We start from the raw sequence: 18641 nt of genomic DNA on the forward strand, positions 1-18641 counted from the left end.
AGCTACCAAGATGAGTTTGGACCATTTAAAAAGGCTAATTCTTCTTCGGTAGACTCTCTTCCCAGAATCTTATTCCTATGAGGATATCTATGAAATTGTCTTATAGCTTTAGTATGGTCTTTCCAAAATTTTTTAATTTGAACATATCCCTCATGTTCTTTTAGATATTTGTTAAGTAAATAATAAGCCATATCATGATCTGTTATTTCTTCACTATGAATAAGTGGTAAAATCATAAAAAATCTTTCACTTTCGTTCATAGACTCGAGATAACCTGCGTAAACCGCGTCATTAACAATTAATCTTGTTTTATGATCTTGTGCAAAAGCTTTCTTATCATCTCTAAACATATTTCTTGAAAATTGATCAAAAAGAATAACTAGTGCTAAAGCACTCATTGGTTGGTCTTGCCAATCATCGTACTCATTTTGACTTGCAAGTTCATAATCATTTAAAAACTTATCTCTTATAGTTTTATCAAACACTTCGTCTTTATTAAATCTCTTTTCAGATGGAGTTTCTTTAAACCAAAAATCTAAAATTTCTTGAGCTTTTTCAGGTATCATTTTGAAACAGGTTTCAATAATTTTAAAACTTTTTTATGATTAGTAATATTATTAGAAACAATAATATTTCCACCTAATACAGGATTCTTATTATCCCAAGTTGTTACTATTGCTCCGCTAGCTCTTACTATTGGCATAATAGGATGAATATCCCAAATCTTATTTGCGCATTGTGCAACTAATTCAAGTCTACCTTCGGCTAGTTGGCAGTACGTGAGTGCATCAAAACACGGAAATTGCATACGTTTAATAAATTTACTAATTTTTGATTGTTGCTTTAAAGATAAAGTATTATGAAATGCAGCAGCTAATTTTGCATTTGCAAAATTTACTCTAGTGTTTACTTTAAGTTTTCTTTTTTTATTGTTTTCAAAAACATAAGCTGAATTTTTACTTGTATTTAAATAATATTTTTTCATTTTTGGAAAATTAGCTAATCCCAAAAAAGGCTCCCCATTGTAGTTAAGAGAAATTAGATTGCTCCAACTTGGATTTCCCACAACATATGACCTCGTTCCATCAATTGGGTCAATTACCCATGAAAATTTACTTTTAGTATTTTTATGACCGTACTCTTCTCCTATAATTTGATGAGTTGGAAATTTTTTAGAAATTTTAGATCTTATAAATTTTTCAAATGCTTTATCAGAAGTTGTTACTGGATCGTATCCTTTACCTTTTAGCTTATTAGATATCTTAAAAGGTTTATCTAACTTCTTATAATAAAACTTAGTTAGATCTTTTGCTAACTTGTTTAAAAAATTTGCATAAATTTGGTAGTATTTTGAATTAAATTGATCCATATCAATCTCTTACTATTATATTTATATTGAATAAAGTTAAAATTTAAATAATTCTTGATTTTAGTTATGAAAATTGAACTTAATGAAAATAAAGTTTACTTCAATAGTGGTTTAATCAAAAAAGAAATACATCCTTTTTGGTTAAGAGAAAGAGTTGATGGTGAAGAATTTTTAGACAAAGGTACGCAACAACGACTATTTGATCCAACAACCTTAAGTAGCGAAATATTAATAAATACCGCCAGTATAAATGAAAAATTCTTAGAAATTAACTTTAACGATGGCGTTAAATCTAAATTAAATATTGATAAACTTGCTTTAGAGTTTTCTAACGAAGATACGGTAATAAAATCTATCCCTAAAATAAAATGGAATTCGACTTTAGAAAATATAAAAAATTTTGAATACCAAGATAATTTTTTTGATAGCAAAGAAATGTATGATTTACTTGTTTCTTTTTACAAGTATGGATTTGTAATCATTAAAAATATTCCAACAGACAACAATTTTATTGTAAAATTTGCAAATTCAATAGGAAGTGTCAGAAGAACAAACTTTGGTGAATTTTTTGATGTTAAATCCAAACCTAATCCAAATGATTTAGCATACACATCTTTAGGGCTTTCACCTCATACTGATAATCCTTACCGTAATCCTGTTCCATGTATTCAATTACTTCATTGTATTGAAAGTGAAGTAACAGGTGGTTTGTCTACATTAGTAGATGGTTTTACTGTGACAGAGGATTTAAAAAAAGAAAATCTAGAATTTTATAAAATTTTATCTGAAGTCAAAGTAAGATTTAAATTCATTGATAAAGATGTGGTTTTAGAAGATTGGTCAGAATTGATCAAACTTGATGATGATAAAAATTTTAAACAAGTTAGATTTAGTCCAAGATTAGACTATGTGCCAATGTTAGATAAACAAAAATTAGATCTATATTATAAAGCTCGTAAAAGATTATCTGAAATGTATAACTCAGAAAAATATAGAATAGAGTTTAAGCTTGCTCCAAAAGATTTAATGATGATGGATAATTATAGATTGCTTCATGGAAGAACTTCCTACGAAGTTAAGGAAGGAAATAGATTTTTACAAGGATGTTATATTGACTACGATAGTACCGAAGGAAAATTAAGGCACTTAAAAAGAAAATTTAATTTATAGTTTTATCTCTTCAGGCAATTATTAACTAGTATTGCCATCAAAATCCAAATAATAAAAGTTTCTCCATGACTAAACACATAGTCAGCACCAGCAAAACCAGCAATAATATTTATTGCATAGATAATAATAGTTGATGCAACAAGACTTATTAATAAATCTCTTAACGCACATAAGTATTTCATAAATAAACTTTATACATATTCAATTATCATGTAAACTTCATAATATGAGCAATGTTGGTTTTATCGGTGTAGGTTACATGGGCTATGGAATAGCTAAAAATATTTTAGATAAAGGCAATAGCTTATTTGTAATTGCTAATAAAAATAGAAAACCAATTGAAAAAATTGTAAGCAAAGGCGCAATAGAAGTAAGTACCTTAGAAGAATTTAAACAAAAACAACTAAACGTTTTGGTTAAATGTGTAACTAACACTCCTATTGCAAAAGAAATAGCTTTAAAGCTAGCTAATATTTTAGATAAAAAAACTTTAATCATTGATATTACAACTCACAATAAAACAGGATCAATTGAAACTGAAAAAATTTATCAATCTAATAATATTAATTATATTGAGTGTCCTGTAATGGGTGGCCCTGTTCAAGCAGAAGAAGGTGTCTTGGGTGGTATTGTTGGGGCAACAGATAATAACTTTAAATTAGCAGAACCAACATTAAAACTTTTTTGTAAGAATTATTTTCATTTCGGACCTATTGGAATGGGTGCAAAATCAAAGCTTTTAAACAATTTTTTAACATTAGGGAATGCTGCTTTGATAAATCATATGGCAAAAGCAGCTAAAAAATTTGATTTAGATTTAAAAAAATTATTTGATGTAGCGAAACTTGGCTCTGGAAATTCAGCTGCGCTTATTAGAGTTTTTGATGCTTTACTAGAGGGAGATTTAAAGGGATTTAAATTTACAGCAACTAATTCTGTAAAAGATTTAACTTACATTCAAGATCTATTAAAAGATTTTCCAGAAGCTGAAAAAATTGCAGAAGATAATAAAAATTATTTTCAAAAAGCTGTAGATGATGGTTATGGTGAAAATTTTATTAGTGAATTAATTGATAAAAAATAATTTAAGAAGGATTAATTAAGTTACCGGGAATCTACTAAAGCGGTAGGTTGTATTCAAGAAGTATATTTACATTTAAAGTTAATAAATGAATTGAAATAAGTTTATTAATAATTATCTTTATATCAAGGAGGTTATTATGTTAAAATTTACACCACCTGATACTTAGCTGAAGAAACAATCCATAAAACAAACTAAAAAAATCCAATTGGATTTAAAAGCCAAAGAGGCTGAATAAGGGAGCTCTTTAGGACTTATCTTAAAGAGCGAACCCTTAATATAATTGAATCTTATTTATAAACTATTTTAAACATTGCCTCATTTCTTCTGTTCATTGGAAGGGTAAAAGGACTATCATAAGTGGCTCTTATAGGAGGGCTTGAAGTCATAATGTTATTTTTTTCTAATTCTTTTAAAAGAATATCTCTATGTTTAATAAAGTTTTTATCACTAGCTCTTCCAGAATATCTAATAACAGCATAATAACCCCCTTCAATATTTACAATACTTACATTTTCTTTTGTTGGTTTAGGTGCATTTTTAGAATTAAATTTAGAAGGTAAATAAAATTGCATACTCATGTTTCCATTTTTTTCAAATTGTGTAACGGGTGTGGTCATTTTTATCTTCTCATTATCTTCATTTCTTCCAGATATATAATTGAACAGTTTTCTAAAATTATTCTCGGTGCCAGAATCTATAGTTTCAACTGCCAATCGATCAGAATATTTTCTAATTTCATAAATTTCATTTTTTTGAATAACTTTATAATTGGGTTCTTCATAAGCCATTAGCAAAGAATAAGGTAAAAAGACTAAAGTGCAAAATATAAGAGTATTCAGTTTTAGAAATTTCATATATTTATATTACTTTGTACTCAAAGTTTTGAGTATTTTGATTTATTTGTACCAATTTAGCACCATTTTTTTTGTGAAAATTAGTTGCCATTTCAGTTAATGGGGAAAGTGTAACCAATCTATTTAGATGATTTGATTTTTTAATTTTTTTAAATACTTCTTTAACTATTAATTTACCACCACCCTTTTTCTTAGACCAGACCGTGTAAGCAATAGCAATTTGACCACCGTTTTGATCTCTCATAGCACTTTGTAAAAAAGCATCAGTACTTAATCTTTCTAACTCATCGACACTTTTTGGAATTATATTTGTATAAGCAAAACACATAACAGCATGAATTTCACCTTTGTACTCAACTCCATATATTTTTCTACCATACCCAGTTCTAAAGTCATTATCTAGTTCAGGTCTCACTGGATCTTCTTCGGTATTACATTCTTTAAGTTCAACAAGTTTAGCTCCTTTTACCCAAGCAAAAAAACTATTTATATTTTGATTTAATATTTGTTTATTTTTTCTAATTCGTGCTTTAATTCTTGGTTTAAATTTTTTGTTTAAAATTTTATTCATTAAAAATTAATAGTACTTAATCGGTAAATTTCTAATATTTAAGAAATTGTCACACATAATTAGTAAGATAATCATAGATTAATTTAGAACTAGAAAATAAGATAAGTACATAAATTATATTATAAAATAACTTTTCATCTATTATTTTAAGAATTCTATATCCAATATATATTCCAACAATAGCTAGTGGTATCAGAATAATTGATTGTTTGAAGGTTTGAAGGTTCATCATTGATAAATGGATATAAAATGGAAGTTTAATTAAATTAACAAAAGTAAAAAAAATAACTCTAGTTCCAACATAAATTTCTTTTTTTAATCTTAATGGTAATAAATAAATGCTTGTAGGTGTGCCACCTGCATGCACACAAAAACTTGTAAACCCAGCAATAGCTGAACATATTCCACCTTTAAAAAGATTTTTTTTAGACTTTTCTTCTTTATTTTTTTTTAATAAAAAATAATGAACTGTAAAAACAAAACCCATTACACCAACCATAAATTTTAGTATGTCTTCTGAAAGATATGAAAATGTTAATGATCCTATTAAGATTCCAATTCCTGCAAACGGAATTATTAATTTAAGAGTACTGAAATCAAATTCTTTTCTAAACCTATATACTGCAATCATGTCTGAAAATATTAAAATTGGTAGTATAATTGCTAATGCTTGACTCAAAGGCATCACCAATGTCATTAAAGGAACTGAAATTAGTGATATAGATCCACCTAAACCAGACTTAGCTATTCCATATAATACAATTGCTGGAACAATTGTAAAAAAAAATAATAAATTTATTTCCATTTATTTACAGAATTTAATAATTTGTGACCCAAGGGACTAATTGGTTCTTGAAGTGTGATCTTTTTACCTGTTTTCTCTTTAACAAGGTTAAGTAATTTTTTTGCCAAGCCTTGTTTTCTAAAAAAGGGATTAACAAATATATATTCTACCTCTCCCTTGTCATTAAAACGAACAAATCCTAGTGTTGTATTTTCATTTTTAAAAGTAAAAACTTCATCAGATTCAACAAGTTCGTAATTGGAATTATCAATATTAATCATGACTATTAATAATTAAGAAGTAAAAGAATAATAGCAATTGTAACTATAATTGAACTTACAGCTACATAGTTCAACTTAATATTAAATCTTTTTTCAACATATTTAGTAATTTTTTCCCAAAAAAGAACAATAAAAAAGATAATAATAGCTGGCAATATATATTTGATCATTTTTTAAGAATTGTTGTCATTAACATAAACAGAAACTCCTCTTGAGTTTAAATCTACATCAAATTTTTTATGTAATGGTGGGAATGCTCTTTGAGAACAATCTAGACGGTCACAAGTTCTACAAGAAACACCTATGGGAATTTCTGTTGATTTATCATTAATATTTACATTTTCTGTATATACAAAATCTTTTGCATATTTAGCTTCACAACCAAGACCTATTGATAATATACTTTTTGCTTGTCCAAATCTTCCTATACCTTTTTCAACTGTTCTTGCAATACAGACATATTTTTCACCATTAGTCATTTTACTTACAGCAGCTTGAATAACACCTGGTCTAGTTAATGCAGAATAAACATTCCATCTTGGACATGCCCCACCGTATCTAGGTATATCAATACCTGATAAAGAAAATCTTTTTGAAATATTCCCAGCCATATCAACTCTTAAAAAGTGAAATGGAATTCCTGGAAGTTTTGGATCTTGTAAGCATGTTACCCTATGAGTAACTTGCTCAAATGATGTGGCAAATGTATTCTGCAATAACTCTAAATCATATTTAAGTTTCTTACACTCTGTGTGAAATAATTTATAAGGCATTAATATTGCTGCACCACAATAATTCAACAAAGCTACTTTAGTTAATTTTTTAGATTCTTCAGATGGAAAACTAAACGTTGATAAATATTTATCAATTTCTTTACTCGCTCCTTCTTGGGCAATTTGTGCTGCTGCATGTAATTTTTTTGTCTCTAATGAGCTATAATCACTTAATAAAAGTTCTCTTTTATTTTTATTATAAATTTTTGAAAAAGGTTTATTTTCTTCTGGTATTATATCTACAACTTTAATTGAATATTCAGATTTTAAATATTCACATAAAGCAATATATCTTGTTCGATTATTTTTTTGAATTTTTTCAAAAACTTTATTTGCAAACTCTTCTAACTTAGGAAAATAATTTCTATTTTGTTGAAGAAAGTCTGAAATAACTTCACCTGGGAATGAATTTTTTCTATTATCAACTATTTTTCCAGATATTTTTTCAATTTTATCAATTAGTTCATGATCTTTTTTTTTTAATATATCACCTAATCTTACAATTGCTTTGCCGATTTTAGGATTAGTACTAACTAAATCTTTAACTTCAGGTCCCAAAATATCTAAGTCTTCAAATAAACTATCATCTAAAATTTCAGAAATTGTATTTTGCAAGTTGAGATCTGTCTTTGATGTTAAATCAGATAACTCAATATTTAATTTTTCACAGACATTTAATAGCAAGTCACCATCTATTTTTCTTTTTCCACTTTCAATTAAATTTAAATAACTCGGCGATATGCTTAAATCTTCCGCTAATTTGTTTGCCTGGAGACCTAATTGTCTTCTAAAAGCTTTGATTTTTGGCCCTATTTTTAAATCTATTTGACTCATATTTACTATTTGTAAATTTTGTAAATTTATTTTTACAATTTTTTTCTTTAGTTTACAAGCATTTTTGCGAATTTTATAGCAATTGTAAATCTTGTAAATTATAAGATCTACATGAATAAAAAATTAAATAGTAACGAAAATGAAGCTCAAATCATAAAAAAAGAGGATTTTGATCAACATAACAGTAGAGGTATCTACATGAGAGATGATCATTGTGATTGGGGTTCTAGTGGAATGAGTGACCTTATTAAGTCTTTAGACGATAATAACTAATCCTTTCTAACTAATTCAATTTTCTTAAAACTACTAACATCATAGGACAATAAATAATGAGTGCAGAGAATATCTCATACGATCTAAAAAGATTTGCTGGAATTAAACGTGATTATACTGATGGTGAAGTTGAGCGTCTTAGAGGCTCAATAAAAATTGAGTATTCAATGTGTAAAAATCAATCACAAAAACTGTGGAATTTATTAAATTCAGAAGCTTATGTAAATACGCTTGGATCATTATCTGGTAACCAGGCAGTACAACATGCAAAAGCAGGATTGAAAGCAATTTATCTTAGTGGGTGGCAAGTAGCTGCTGATGCGAATACTGCAGGTGAAATGTACCCTGATCAATCTTTATATCCTTATGATAGCGCCCCAAAATTAGTTGAAACTATGAATAATTCTTTAATAAGGGCTGATCAAATCCAACACATGGAATTAAACGATGGTGATATGAAGAAAGAAGATTCTGTTGATTATATGCTACCTATTATAGCAGATGGTGAAGCAGGATTTGGAGGACCATTGAATGTATTTGAATTAACTAAAAAATTTATAAGAGCTGGTGCAGCAGGTGTTCACTTTGAAGATCAGTTGGCTAGTGAAAAGAAGTGTGGTCACATGGGTGGTAAAGTTTTAGTTCCAACTGCAACTATGGTTAAAAATTTAAAATCAGCAAGACTTGCTGCAGATATAGCAGAAGTACCTTTGATTATTTTGGCTAGAACAGATGCTAATGCTGCAAAATTAATTACAAATGATTTTGATGAAAATGATAAACCATTTTTAACAGGTGAGAGATCTCCTGAGGGTTTCTTCTATGTAAAAGATGGAATTGATCAAGCTATTTCGAGAGGACTTGCTTATGCACCTTATGCTGATTTAATTTGGTGTGAAACAGCAACACCAAATCTTGCTGAGGCTAAAAAATTTGCAGATGCAATACATGAAAAATTTCCAGGTAAATTGTTAGCATATAACTGTTCACCTTCATTTAATTGGAAAAAACATTTAAGCGATGATGAGATAGCTTCATTCCAACAAGAGATTGCTAAGATGGGTTATAAATTTCAATTTATCACATTAGCTGGATTTCATACTCAAAACATAGCTATATTTGAACTTGCAGAAAAATATAAAGCAGAAGGTATGACTGCTTATTCTAGAATACAACAACAAGAATTTTCTAGAGAAAAAGATGGCTACACAAGTGTGAAACATCAAAGAGAAGTTGGTACTTCATATTTTGATGCAGTATCAAACACTATTAGTAGTGGAAAGAGTTCAACAACTGCAATGGCAGGTTCAACTGAATCTGAACAATTTTAAACAAAAATAGATTCCCTTTAGTTTTTTTAATAGCCCTTAACTGGGCTATTTTTTCTTTAAAAATTAGAATTAGACTGTTAATTATCAAAAATGAGTAATAAAAATTTTGGTTTTGGCACACAAATTAGAAAGTCTCCTTATTTTGACTCCACTGTCAAATGGGGTGCTACAGGATTTTCAGTTTATAATCATATGTATATTCCAAGGGATTTTGGCAGTCCTGAGCAAAATTTCTGGAACTTAATTGAAAAAGCTATTCTTTGTGATGTGGCTGTTGAAAGACAGGTTGAGATTACTGGTCCTGATGCATACAGATTTACACAATTATTGACACCTAGAGATTTATCAAAGCTTGCTATTGGTCAATGCAAATATGTTTTAATTATAAATAATGAAGGTGGTATTTTAAATGATCCAGTTTTACTAAGATTAGCTGAAAACCATTTTTGGTTATCATTAGCTGACAGTGATGTTTTGTTATGGGCGCAAGGTGTGGCTGTTAATTCAGGCTTAAATGTACAAATTAAAGAACCAGATGTTTCTCCATTGCAATTACAAGGCCCTACTTCTGGTGAAATAATGGTTAAACTTTTTGGAGAAAATATTAAAGATTTAAAATATTACTGGTTAAGAGAATACGATTTAGATGGAATTCCTTTAATTGTTTCAAGAACTGGCTGGTCAAGTGAACTTGGTTATGAAATATATTTAAGAGATGGTTCAAAAGGAAATCAATTATACGAAAAAATAATGCAAGCTGGAAAAAATCATGGTTTGCAGCCAGGTCACACATCCTCTATCAGAAGAATTGAAGGTGGAATGCTATCATATCATGCTGATGCAGATATCAACACAAACCCTTTTGAGCTAGGATTGGATCGCCTAATAAGTTTAGATAGTGATATAAACTTTGTAGGTAAAAATGCTTTACAAAAAATTAAGCAAAAAGGTATTACGAGAAAACAAGTGGGTATCGAAATCGATTGTGAACCTTTAAAAGGACCAAATACTACCTTCTGGAAAATTTCAAAAGATAATATGGAAATTGGTAAAATTACATCTGCAGTTTATTCACCAAGACTAAAAAAAAATATAGCTCTAGCTATGGTCTCAGTTGAGCAATCTGAATTAGGAAATAAATTTAAAGTATCTACAAACGAAGGTACATTTGGCTGCACTGTAGTTGAAAAACCTTTTTATGATCCTAAAAAAAAGATCGCGAGTAATTAAGATTTAATATTATATCCTTTTTTCAATAATACAGTCACTACCCCAATGCAGATGAATAAGAAAACTACCATTGAACTGATACTAATCCAGATATTAAAATCAGATACTCCATAAAAAGCAAATCTTAATCCATTAATTAAATAAACTACTGGATTAAAGTATGTAACTGTTTGCCAAAAAGGTGGCAACATATCTAGTGAATAAAGACTTCCTCCCAAAAATACCATTGGTGTAATAAATAATGTTGGGATGATAGACATTTGCTCAAAATTCGAGCTCATTAATCCTATTAAAAAACCAAACAATGCAAATGTGAAAGCAACGAGCATTAGTAAAAAAATAACTAACAGTGGATATTTAACATCTACTTCAACAAAAAAATTAGCAGTAATAAAAATCACTACTCCAACAACTAATGTTTTGGTAGCTCCAGCCCCCACAAAAGCTAACACGATTTCTAATGTTGAAATTGGTGCTGCTAAAATTTCATAAATAGTTCCATTAAATTTAGGAAAAAATATTCCAAAAGAAGTATTAGTTATTGATTGAGTTAATAATGTTAGCATTAGTAACCCCGGAACTATGTATGATCCATAACTAATTCCATCAATTTTTTCAACATATCCGCCTATGACAGATCCAAATACAATAAAATAAAGAGAGGTTGATAAAACTGGTGAAAGCAATGATTGCATCAAGGTTCTTCTAAATCTATCCATCTCATGAAGATAAATTGCTTTAAAGGCTGAGTAATTAAATTTCATTATTTTCCTTTACTAAACTAACAAATATTTTCTCTAAAGTACTTTGTTCAGTTTTTAAATCTTTTAATTTTAGCCCGGCATCTTTTATATCCTGTAATAAATTTGTAATTCCAGTTTGTTCTGCTTGAACATTGTAAGTGTAATCAATTGACATCTTATTAAGACCCAAGACTAAATTATATTTATCTAAACTATCTGGAATTTTAGAAATTTCATCTTGAAGATCTACAGTTAATTTTTTATGTCCCATTTTTTTTAATAATTCTTTAGTTTCTTCAACAACTATTATTTCACCTTGGTTAATAACACCCACTCTGTCTGCTATAGCTTCTGCTTCTTCAATATAATGTGTGGTTAAAATAATTGTAACTCCTGTAGCTCTTAACTCTTCAACAATTTTCCACATGTCTTGTCTTAACTCTACATCCACACCAGCAGTGGGTTCATCTAAAAATAAAATTGAGGGTTGATGAGATAAAGCTTTGGCAATCAAAACTCTTCGCTTCATTCCTCCTGATAATTGTCTTAATCTTTGATCTTTTTTATCCCAAAGACTTAGTTGTCTTAAAATTTTTTCTATGTGTTTTGGATCAGGCTCTTTTCCATATAAGCCCCTTGAATAAGAAACATTGTTAAATACTGTTTCAAACTGTTCTAAAGTTAACTCTTGTGGAACCAAGCCAATTCTAGATCTTGTTTCTCTATAATCTTTAATGATATCAAAATCATCAACAGTAACTATTCCAGATGATGGTTTTACAATGCCACAAATTATACTAATTAAAGTAGTTTTGCCCGCTCCATTTGGGCCAAGCATAGCAAAAATTTCACCTTTTTTAATATTAAGATTAATGCTTTTAAGTGCATTAAAACCATTGTTATAAATTTTTGAAAGATTGTTTATAGATATTTGGTTGTCAGACATTCGGATTTGTTAGTTATATAGAGGTTATTTTCTGAATTTCAATAACTTAAAGGTAACAGCCATAAGAGACCATTAAAAATGGTCTCTTAATTTGATTTTTTAATTAATTTCTTTTTATCTTAAGAATTATTGCTGGAAGAAAAGTCGCTACGATAAAAGATAAAAATAATAATGATTGCAAAATAAATGGAGAAAATAATTCTTTAGACACCAATACTCCTACAAGTAAACTTTTGGAAAAGTCAGGAAAGGGAAATAATAAAAATCCACCAATTAAACCAATAACTATTGAAATATAAGCAGTTCTTTCATTAATATCTTTGTTATAAAAACTAAAGAAAACTGTGTAGACAAATGCACAACAAAATAAATCTGCTAATAAAAATAAATATAAAATATCAAAACCTTTTGAGGCAATAAAGAATGAAATTAAAGATAATAATATAATAAAATATTTAGATAACTTTAAATAATCAGTTTTTTTATTTAGATCAAATGTCGCTTTTCCATCCACTACAAATAAACTTGAAATTGCATTAACCAAAGTGTCAACAGTTGAAATTGTTAATGCTAATCCAAGTGTAACTATTAGCAATGATAGAGTTTGAGTTTGCTCTTTTAATAGTAATGTAAAAAATCCTAAATCAGGTCTTTGACTGGGGTCTATAGAAAAAGACACCATTCCAGTAAATCCCATAAAAAAAACTATTGGTATAATTATAAAAAAAGAAATTAATAAGCTTTGCTTAAGAGTTTGATAGTTTTTTGCAGCATAAACTCTTTGCCAATTTCCTTGATGAAACAAGTTTGTTGCTGCTACTGCAATAAAAAAAGTTAAACCAGCAGTATAACTTGGAACATAAGAACTACTTAATAATTGTGGATTCTTTGTTTCTATAAAATCAAATGAAAAAGTGTTTCCCGTGTTAGATAAAATATAAGAGATTGAAACTAATAAAAGTATACTAATTACAATCATTTGAATATTATCAGTAAAAATTGATGCTCTTAAACCACCATATAACGTATAAGTTAGTGTTGCTAAAAGCACAATTAATGCTGTAATCCAAAGTTGTGCTCCTGATATATAGTTTATTAGCACTGCTACTGCTGTAACCTCAGCACACAAAAATATAAACATATAGAATATGGTCATTAACAAGATTAGTTTAAACAAGCTTTTTCCAAATTTCTTTCTCATAAATTCTATGAGTGAAGATCCTTTTGGAAATTCAGTTCTGATTTTTTTTCCTAAAAAAATTAAAAAAAACATTGGAAAAGCAGTACCTAACGCATAGCCTATTACGGCACCTATTCCACCCCATGTTGCTGCTGCAGCTGGGCCAAATAAAATCCAAGCACCTAATGCTGATGCAACCAAACTTGTTGTTAATGAAAATAATCCCACATCTCTATTTGCTGTGAGATAATTATTTATACCTTTGAATTTTTTAGAATGATAAAGACCTAACACTGTAAATATTAAGCTTATAACAATAACTAATGATAACGATGTTGATTGACTTATAAAGTATGTTTTATCCATTGTTCTCCCTTTCTGAATTACCGGACAGGTTCTTAGGGTTTAATCTCAGTCTGTTAAGACACCCCTTTAAAGAATTATTATTATATTTTAATAGTAATTGATAGTTTTATTTAAAAAAGATGTTTCTCGATTAAATAGTACAAAGTATAAATGATTAAAGAACAACAAATAATAATAAAAACTTTTTCTTGATTGCTCATTATTGTTGGCTTTTGTGATTCATTATCTCAATCATACATTGAGTTGCATATTCTCGCCACTCAGAAGAGCTTTTGGTTTTAAGATTGTTTAAATGATCACGATTACTTTTAATATCATCTTGATGTTTTAATTTGTCGGCACCATTAAGATTTTCCTCCATACTTGATAAATTTGTCTCCATTGCTTTTATCCACTCATTACCAAGTTCAACACATTTTTGGTCATCTTTTTCATCACATATTTGTTTGAAAAAATTAAAAATTACATCATCTGTTTTAATAGCAGTAGTCATTCCTACTTGTTACATGAGCCAATAGATGTTGGACCACAAGTTTCACCACTGGTCCATGTTGCTCCAATTAAATTAGCACCATCAAAATTAGCATTTGTAATATTAGAAGAGGTAAAATTAGCTTCCATTAAATTTGCGTTTTGAAAGTTTGCTTCAATTAAAGTAGCTCCCATGAAGTCAACTCTTGTTAGGTTAGAGCCCGTAAAATTAGTCTTTTCAAAATTTGCACCTATAGAAATAGTTTCGTAAAGGTTCGCTCTAACAAAAGTAGACTCTGGAAAAGTTCCAAATGATAAATTTGAATTCATCATTATGCTTTTATCAAAATTTACTTGGATAAAACTTGCAAATGAAAGATTTGAATTTGGAAGATAGCTCCCTTGTAAATCTTGCGCATCTGAAAATCTACAGTTTGAATAATCAACTCCTTCTGTCAAAGGATCGTCACACGCTGCATTACTATTTGTAAAAAAAAGTAAGCTTATTAAGATTAAAAGAACTTTTTTCATGATTAATGTTAACAAATTAAGATTAATTACACAAATATAAGAAAGTTAATTTTATTATTGTTTTTTTTCCCAATTAAATCTTGGAAACGTCTCAAAAGCTTGAATAATACTTTGAGACCAACTATCAGTAATTGAAGAATATTCAGGATCGTTAATTTCAAACTTATTTTGATAAATTGGTTGAATTAATCCTTTTTTATAAACAACAAAATCAATTGGAGGTCCAACTCTCAAATCACTTTTAATAGTCGAGTCCATTGAAATTAACGCACAACGCGCAGCATCCCCCAGTGTAATATCAGGTTTTAAAACTCTATCCAAAATTGGTTTTCCATAATTAATTTCACCAATAATAAGATAAGGCCTAGCTTCAGACGGTCTAATATAATTACCCTGAGGGTATACAAGATAAATTTCTGATTTTTGATTTTTAATCTGACCACCAACGATATAGGATGATCCTAATTGCAAAACCTCTTCATTAATTCCTTGGGGTGATGAATGTTTTACTGTTAAGGATCCAATATAATTTGCAACTTCCTCTAATGTTTCACATGTATTTAAGCTTGTATCAGGATTACTAACTTCCAAATCTTTTTTAATAGAGCCAAAAACTGCTTGTGATGTTGCCAAATTTCCTGAAGTAACAATTACTAAATTTCTATCACCTACTGCATAATTTAACATTTTGGTGTATACGTTAATGTTATCAAGTCCAGCATTCGTTCTTGAGTCTGAAGCAAAGACCATCCCTTCATTAACATTTATTCCTATACAATAAGTCATTTTGAATTACTTATTATATGAATTTGTCATTAAAAAGAACATTTTAATATTTAATTGTATTTTATTTTCATGTTTTTTTAATCTTTTTATGATTTAATTGTAAATGCCTAAAATTTCATGGGATAATTACAAAGCTAATAATGTTTTTGATGAATATTTAACATCAAAAAATAAATTAAGGCCAGAAACCAAAAATATCTCAAATTTTATTGCCAAATATTCAAAACAAAAACTTTTAACAACAATTAAAAGTTCAGAAAACGCTATTAGTCAAAGAGGTATCACATTTAGAGTTTACTCAGAAAATAAGCCAGCCGATCATTACTGGCCACTTGATATAATTCCAAGAATTATTACAAAAAAAAATTGGTCTAAAGTTTCTAAAGGACTTATTCAAAGGGTAAAAGCTCTTAACTTGTTTATTCATGATGTCTACAACGAACAAAGAATTTTTAAAGAAAAAATCATCCCAAAAAAAGTGGTGTTTGACTCTGGAAATTTTAGAAAGGAATGTGTTGGAGTAAAACCACCTTTTAAAGTTTGGGCTAATATTTGTGGATCAGATCTTATAAGAGATATTGATGGTAATTTTTTAGTTCTAGAAGATAATTTAAGAGTTCCTTCTGGTGTTTCTTATATGCTTGAAAATAGGATGGTTATGAAAAGTGTTTTTCCTGAAATTTTTGCAAAACATAAAATAAGCCCTGTTGATGAATATTGTTCAAAACTTTATTCTTGTATGCGCTCTCTTTCAAAAAATAAAAATGATCCAAAATTAGCTATTCTTACACCAGGCATTTATAACTCCGCATATTTTGAACATGCATACCTTGCTCAACAAATGGGGGTCGAACTTGTTGAAGGGTCAGATCTGTTTGTTGAAAAAAATAAAGTATTTATGAAAACAGTCGAAGGGAAAGAACAATTACATTCACTTTACAGAAGAATTGATGATTTATTTTTAGATCCAAAAGTATTTAATAAAAAATCTTTGATTGGTGTGCCTGGTATTTTTAAAGCTTGGAAAAAAGGTAATATTAGCATTCTTAATGCTCCAGGCTCAGGTGTTGCTGATGATAAGGCTGTTTATAGCTATGTTCCTAAAATGATTAAGTTTTATTTAGATGAAGAGCCGCTAATAGAACAAGTAGAAACATTTTTATGTCATAATAAAAAACATAGAGATTATGTAATTGAAAATATTTCAAAACTAGTAGTAAAACCAGCAAATGAATCTGGTGGTTATGGAATTTTAATGGGTCCTAAAGCGTCAAAAAAAGAATTAAGTGAATATGTTAAGAAAATTAAAAAAAACCCAAGAAATTATGTGGCTCAACCTCTTATAAATTTATCTACATCACCAACTTTAATTAATAACCAACTTGATCCAAGACATATTGATTTAAGACCTTTTATCTTATCAGGATCAAATCATTACGTAACTCAAGGTGGTTTAACTAGAGTTGCTCTAAAAAAAGGAAGTATGATTGTAAATTCATCTCAAGGAGGTGGAAGTAAAGATACATGGATTATAGATAATTAAATATGTTAAGTAGAAGAGCTAAATTAATTTTTTGGATGTCTCGTTATTTAGAGAGGTCAAATTTTACATCAAGATTACTTATTACAACTAGCGAGCTACAGCTTGATTTATCGCTCGAAAATGAAATTTCCTGGAAACCATTATTAACTGCAATGAGTCTTAATAAAGACTATTTAAAATTAAATAAGAAATATTCTGAAAAAAAAATAATTGAATTTCTTATTTCAAATAAAGAAAATCATTCATCAATTATTAATTCACTTAATTATTCTAAAGAAAATTCCTTAATTGTTAGAGATATTTTACCCGAACAATCGATTTTAAAGTTGAATGAACTACTTATCAAATTTAACAAAACTATTAACAGAAAAAACTCTAATAAAAAAAATCTAAAATTATTAAGTAACATAATTCAAGGATCACAAAATTTTATGTATTCAACAGACTTAGAAATGCAAAGAAATATTGATTATCAGTTTCTAGGATTAGGTCGTTTTATAGAAAGAACAGATATGTTAATTCGAATACTCCAATCACAAACGTTAAGATCTAAACAACATAAAAAAGGATATGAGTATTTAACTTTAGAATGGATTAATATCTTAAAATCAATTTCGGCATTTCAAGCTTATCGACAACATTCTAAAAAAGATATTTCTATATTAGATATTATTGAGTTTTTTTTAAAAACAAAAATTTTTCCAAGATCTATAAATTGGAATTTAAATCAAATTGAAAGAGCTATTTTTAGAATATCAAAAAAAAATGATCTGACAAAAAATATAAAAGAAATTCAAAGAGATGTGAATAATTTTAAAGTTAAATCAGATGATTTAGATAATTTTTTATTATTTTTAGAAAAAATACAAAAAAAAATTGTTAACCTAGATAATTTAGTTCAAAAAAAATATTTTTCTTAAAATAAAAAAAACTAAGAGTTTAATTTTTCAATTTGTAATTCTGCATCTTTAATAGATTTATCATAATCAAGAGCCATCTGGTCAGCACTAACCACATCAACCTTTTCAATACCAAAAAAATTTAATATAAACTTTAACCAAGGTGTTAAGAAATCTTCTTTACTATTTAGCTTTGTTCCTCCTGATGTAATAACTAAATAAGCACGTTTATTTTTCAACAAACCCTCTCTTCTTCCATCAGGTTTAAATCTAAAAGTTTCACCAACTCTGGCAGCTAAATCAGACCAAGCTTTTAAAGTAGCAGGAGGACCATAATTATAAATTGGGGCTGAAATTATTATTATATCACTCTCTTTTAATTCACTAACCAACTTATCAGATAGTTTAAACATCTTTTTATGTTCTTCAGTTTGATCTTTTTCATCAATTTTCATTCCAGACTCTGTCAAACCACTCACAAAAAGCATTTCGTCATCTAAATCACGATAAATAACTTCATCACCAGGTTTTTTAATTTTATCCAACACTTTTTTAGCTAATGCTCTAGAAGAAGAACCCTTTTTCCTTGCACTTGAATCAATTTGATAGATTTTCATTAAAT

Annotated in this window: 22 protein-coding genes; 7 read left to right on the top strand and 15 right to left on the bottom strand. The window is 28.4% G+C overall.

The window, feature by feature from the left end; all coding sequences use genetic code 11:
* Positions 1 to 2: 2 nt before the first annotated feature.
* Complete coding sequence (locus ACIJYC_RS04450) at positions 3 to 566, bottom strand: DUF924 family protein (protein ID WP_435164833.1); 564 nt, start codon at positions 564 to 566, stop codon at positions 3 to 5.
* Positions 563 to 1369 (bottom strand): inositol monophosphatase family protein, encoded by an 807-nt coding sequence (locus tag ACIJYC_RS04455; RefSeq protein ID WP_435164836.1) that lies wholly within the window; start codon positions 1367 to 1369, stop codon positions 563 to 565. Before ACIJYC_RS04455 ends, ACIJYC_RS04450 begins: the two co-directional genes overlap by 4 nt.
* A gap of 66 nt (positions 1370 to 1435) precedes the next feature.
* Between ACIJYC_RS04455 and ACIJYC_RS04460 the strand changes: the two genes are divergently transcribed.
* The gene (locus tag ACIJYC_RS04460) at positions 1436 to 2539 is read left to right on the top strand and encodes a TauD/TfdA family dioxygenase (RefSeq protein WP_435164839.1); all 1104 of its coding nucleotides are present in this window, start codon (positions 1436 to 1438) and stop codon (positions 2537 to 2539) included.
* Positions 2540 to 2541: 2 nt separating this feature from the next.
* Here the strand turns inward: ACIJYC_RS04460 and ACIJYC_RS04465 are convergent, their stop codons facing one another.
* Positions 2542 to 2721: a hypothetical protein gene (locus ACIJYC_RS04465; protein WP_435164842.1), complete on the bottom strand. Its 180-nt coding sequence runs from the start codon at positions 2719 to 2721 to the stop codon at positions 2542 to 2544.
* A gap of 44 nt (positions 2722 to 2765) precedes the next feature.
* Between ACIJYC_RS04465 and ACIJYC_RS04470 the strand changes: the two genes are divergently transcribed.
* Positions 2766 to 3623 carry an NAD(P)-dependent oxidoreductase gene (locus ACIJYC_RS04470; RefSeq protein WP_435164845.1) on the top strand — a complete coding sequence of 286 codons (858 nt, stop codon included), beginning with the start codon at positions 2766 to 2768 and terminating at the stop codon, positions 3621 to 3623.
* Between the two features lie 287 nt (positions 3624 to 3910).
* On the opposite strand, the gene ACIJYC_RS04475 is transcribed toward ACIJYC_RS04470, so the two are convergent.
* From ACIJYC_RS04475 to ACIJYC_RS04495, 5 genes are all read right to left on the bottom strand, one after another.
* Positions 3911 to 4477 carry an SOUL family heme-binding protein gene (locus tag ACIJYC_RS04475; RefSeq protein ID WP_435164848.1) on the bottom strand — a complete coding sequence of 189 codons (567 nt, stop codon included), beginning with the start codon at positions 4475 to 4477 and terminating at the stop codon, positions 3911 to 3913.
* Positions 4478 to 4481: 4 nt separating this feature from the next.
* A complete protein-coding gene (locus tag ACIJYC_RS04480) occupies positions 4482 to 5048 on the bottom strand; it encodes a hypothetical protein (protein WP_435164851.1) in 567 nt (188 codons plus the stop codon).
* Between the two features lie 49 nt (positions 5049 to 5097).
* Positions 5098 to 5853: a sulfite exporter TauE/SafE family protein gene (locus ACIJYC_RS04485; protein ID WP_435164854.1), complete on the bottom strand. Its 756-nt coding sequence runs from the start codon at positions 5851 to 5853 to the stop codon at positions 5098 to 5100.
* The gene (locus ACIJYC_RS04490) at positions 5844 to 6113 is read right to left on the bottom strand and encodes a GNAT family N-acetyltransferase (RefSeq protein WP_435164857.1); all 270 of its coding nucleotides are present in this window, start codon (positions 6111 to 6113) and stop codon (positions 5844 to 5846) included. The genes ACIJYC_RS04485 and ACIJYC_RS04490 overlap by 10 nt, the downstream gene beginning before the upstream one ends.
* Before the next feature lie 173 nt (positions 6114 to 6286).
* Positions 6287 to 7720, bottom strand: coding sequence for a helix-turn-helix domain-containing protein (locus ACIJYC_RS04495; RefSeq protein WP_435164860.1), 1434 nt, complete (start codon positions 7718 to 7720; stop codon positions 6287 to 6289).
* Between the two features lie 111 nt (positions 7721 to 7831).
* Between ACIJYC_RS04495 and ACIJYC_RS04500 the strand changes: the two genes are divergently transcribed.
* The 3 genes from ACIJYC_RS04500 to ACIJYC_RS04510 all read left to right on the top strand — a co-directional run bounded on the left by ACIJYC_RS04500 (position 7832) and on the right by ACIJYC_RS04510 (position 10554).
* Positions 7832 to 7993 (top strand): hypothetical protein, encoded by a 162-nt coding sequence (locus ACIJYC_RS04500; RefSeq protein ID WP_435164863.1) that lies wholly within the window; start codon positions 7832 to 7834, stop codon positions 7991 to 7993.
* Between the two features lie 56 nt (positions 7994 to 8049).
* Complete coding sequence (aceA, locus tag ACIJYC_RS04505; protein WP_435164866.1) at positions 8050 to 9324, top strand: isocitrate lyase; 1275 nt, start codon at positions 8050 to 8052, stop codon at positions 9322 to 9324.
* Positions 9325 to 9414: 90 nt separating this feature from the next.
* A complete protein-coding gene (locus ACIJYC_RS04510) occupies positions 9415 to 10554 on the top strand; it encodes a glycine cleavage T C-terminal barrel domain-containing protein (RefSeq protein ID WP_435164869.1) in 1140 nt (379 codons plus the stop codon).
* Here ACIJYC_RS04510 and ACIJYC_RS04515 read toward each other — a convergent pair.
* The 6 genes from ACIJYC_RS04515 to ACIJYC_RS04540 all read right to left on the bottom strand — a co-directional run bounded on the left by ACIJYC_RS04515 (position 10551) and on the right by ACIJYC_RS04540 (position 15577).
* Positions 10551 to 11318 carry an ABC transporter permease gene (locus ACIJYC_RS04515; protein WP_435087461.1) on the bottom strand — a complete coding sequence of 256 codons (768 nt, stop codon included), beginning with the start codon at positions 11316 to 11318 and terminating at the stop codon, positions 10551 to 10553. The genes ACIJYC_RS04510 and ACIJYC_RS04515 overlap by 4 nt on opposite strands.
* Positions 11308 to 12243, bottom strand: a complete 936-nt coding sequence (locus ACIJYC_RS04520) for an ABC transporter ATP-binding protein (protein WP_435164873.1) — start codon at positions 12241 to 12243, stop codon at positions 11308 to 11310. Before ACIJYC_RS04520 ends, ACIJYC_RS04515 begins: the two co-directional genes overlap by 11 nt.
* 103 nt (positions 12244 to 12346) lie before the next feature.
* Positions 12347 to 13789: a sodium:solute symporter family transporter gene (locus tag ACIJYC_RS04525; RefSeq protein ID WP_435164876.1), complete on the bottom strand. Its 1443-nt coding sequence runs from the start codon at positions 13787 to 13789 to the stop codon at positions 12347 to 12349.
* 199 nt (positions 13790 to 13988) lie between these two features.
* Positions 13989 to 14282, bottom strand: a complete 294-nt coding sequence (locus tag ACIJYC_RS04530; RefSeq protein WP_435164878.1) for a hypothetical protein — start codon at positions 14280 to 14282, stop codon at positions 13989 to 13991.
* 2 nt (positions 14283 to 14284) lie between these two features.
* A complete protein-coding gene (locus ACIJYC_RS04535) occupies positions 14285 to 14791 on the bottom strand; it encodes a pentapeptide repeat-containing protein (protein WP_435164881.1) in 507 nt (168 codons plus the stop codon).
* A gap of 54 nt (positions 14792 to 14845) precedes the next feature.
* Positions 14846 to 15577, bottom strand: a complete 732-nt coding sequence (locus tag ACIJYC_RS04540) for a 20S proteasome subunit A/B (RefSeq protein WP_435164884.1) — start codon at positions 15575 to 15577, stop codon at positions 14846 to 14848.
* Between the two features lie 103 nt (positions 15578 to 15680).
* Between ACIJYC_RS04540 and ACIJYC_RS04545 the strand changes: the two genes are divergently transcribed.
* Positions 15681 to 17120, top strand: a complete 1440-nt coding sequence (locus ACIJYC_RS04545; protein ID WP_435164887.1) for a circularly permuted type 2 ATP-grasp protein — start codon at positions 15681 to 15683, stop codon at positions 17118 to 17120.
* Between the two features lie 2 nt (positions 17121 to 17122).
* Positions 17123 to 18040 carry an alpha-E domain-containing protein gene (locus ACIJYC_RS04550; RefSeq protein ID WP_435164890.1) on the top strand — a complete coding sequence of 306 codons (918 nt, stop codon included), beginning with the start codon at positions 17123 to 17125 and terminating at the stop codon, positions 18038 to 18040.
* Positions 18041 to 18051: 11 nt separating this feature from the next.
* Here the strand turns inward: ACIJYC_RS04550 and ACIJYC_RS04555 are convergent, their stop codons facing one another.
* Positions 18052 to 18636, bottom strand: coding sequence for an FMN-dependent NADH-azoreductase (locus tag ACIJYC_RS04555; RefSeq protein ID WP_435095463.1), 585 nt, complete (start codon positions 18634 to 18636; stop codon positions 18052 to 18054).
* Positions 18637 to 18641 lie beyond the last annotated feature (5 nt).

Source organism: Candidatus Pelagibacter bacterium nBUS_28 (assembly GCF_051200915.1).
Classification (GTDB): domain Bacteria; phylum Pseudomonadota; class Alphaproteobacteria; order Pelagibacterales; family Pelagibacteraceae; genus Pelagibacter.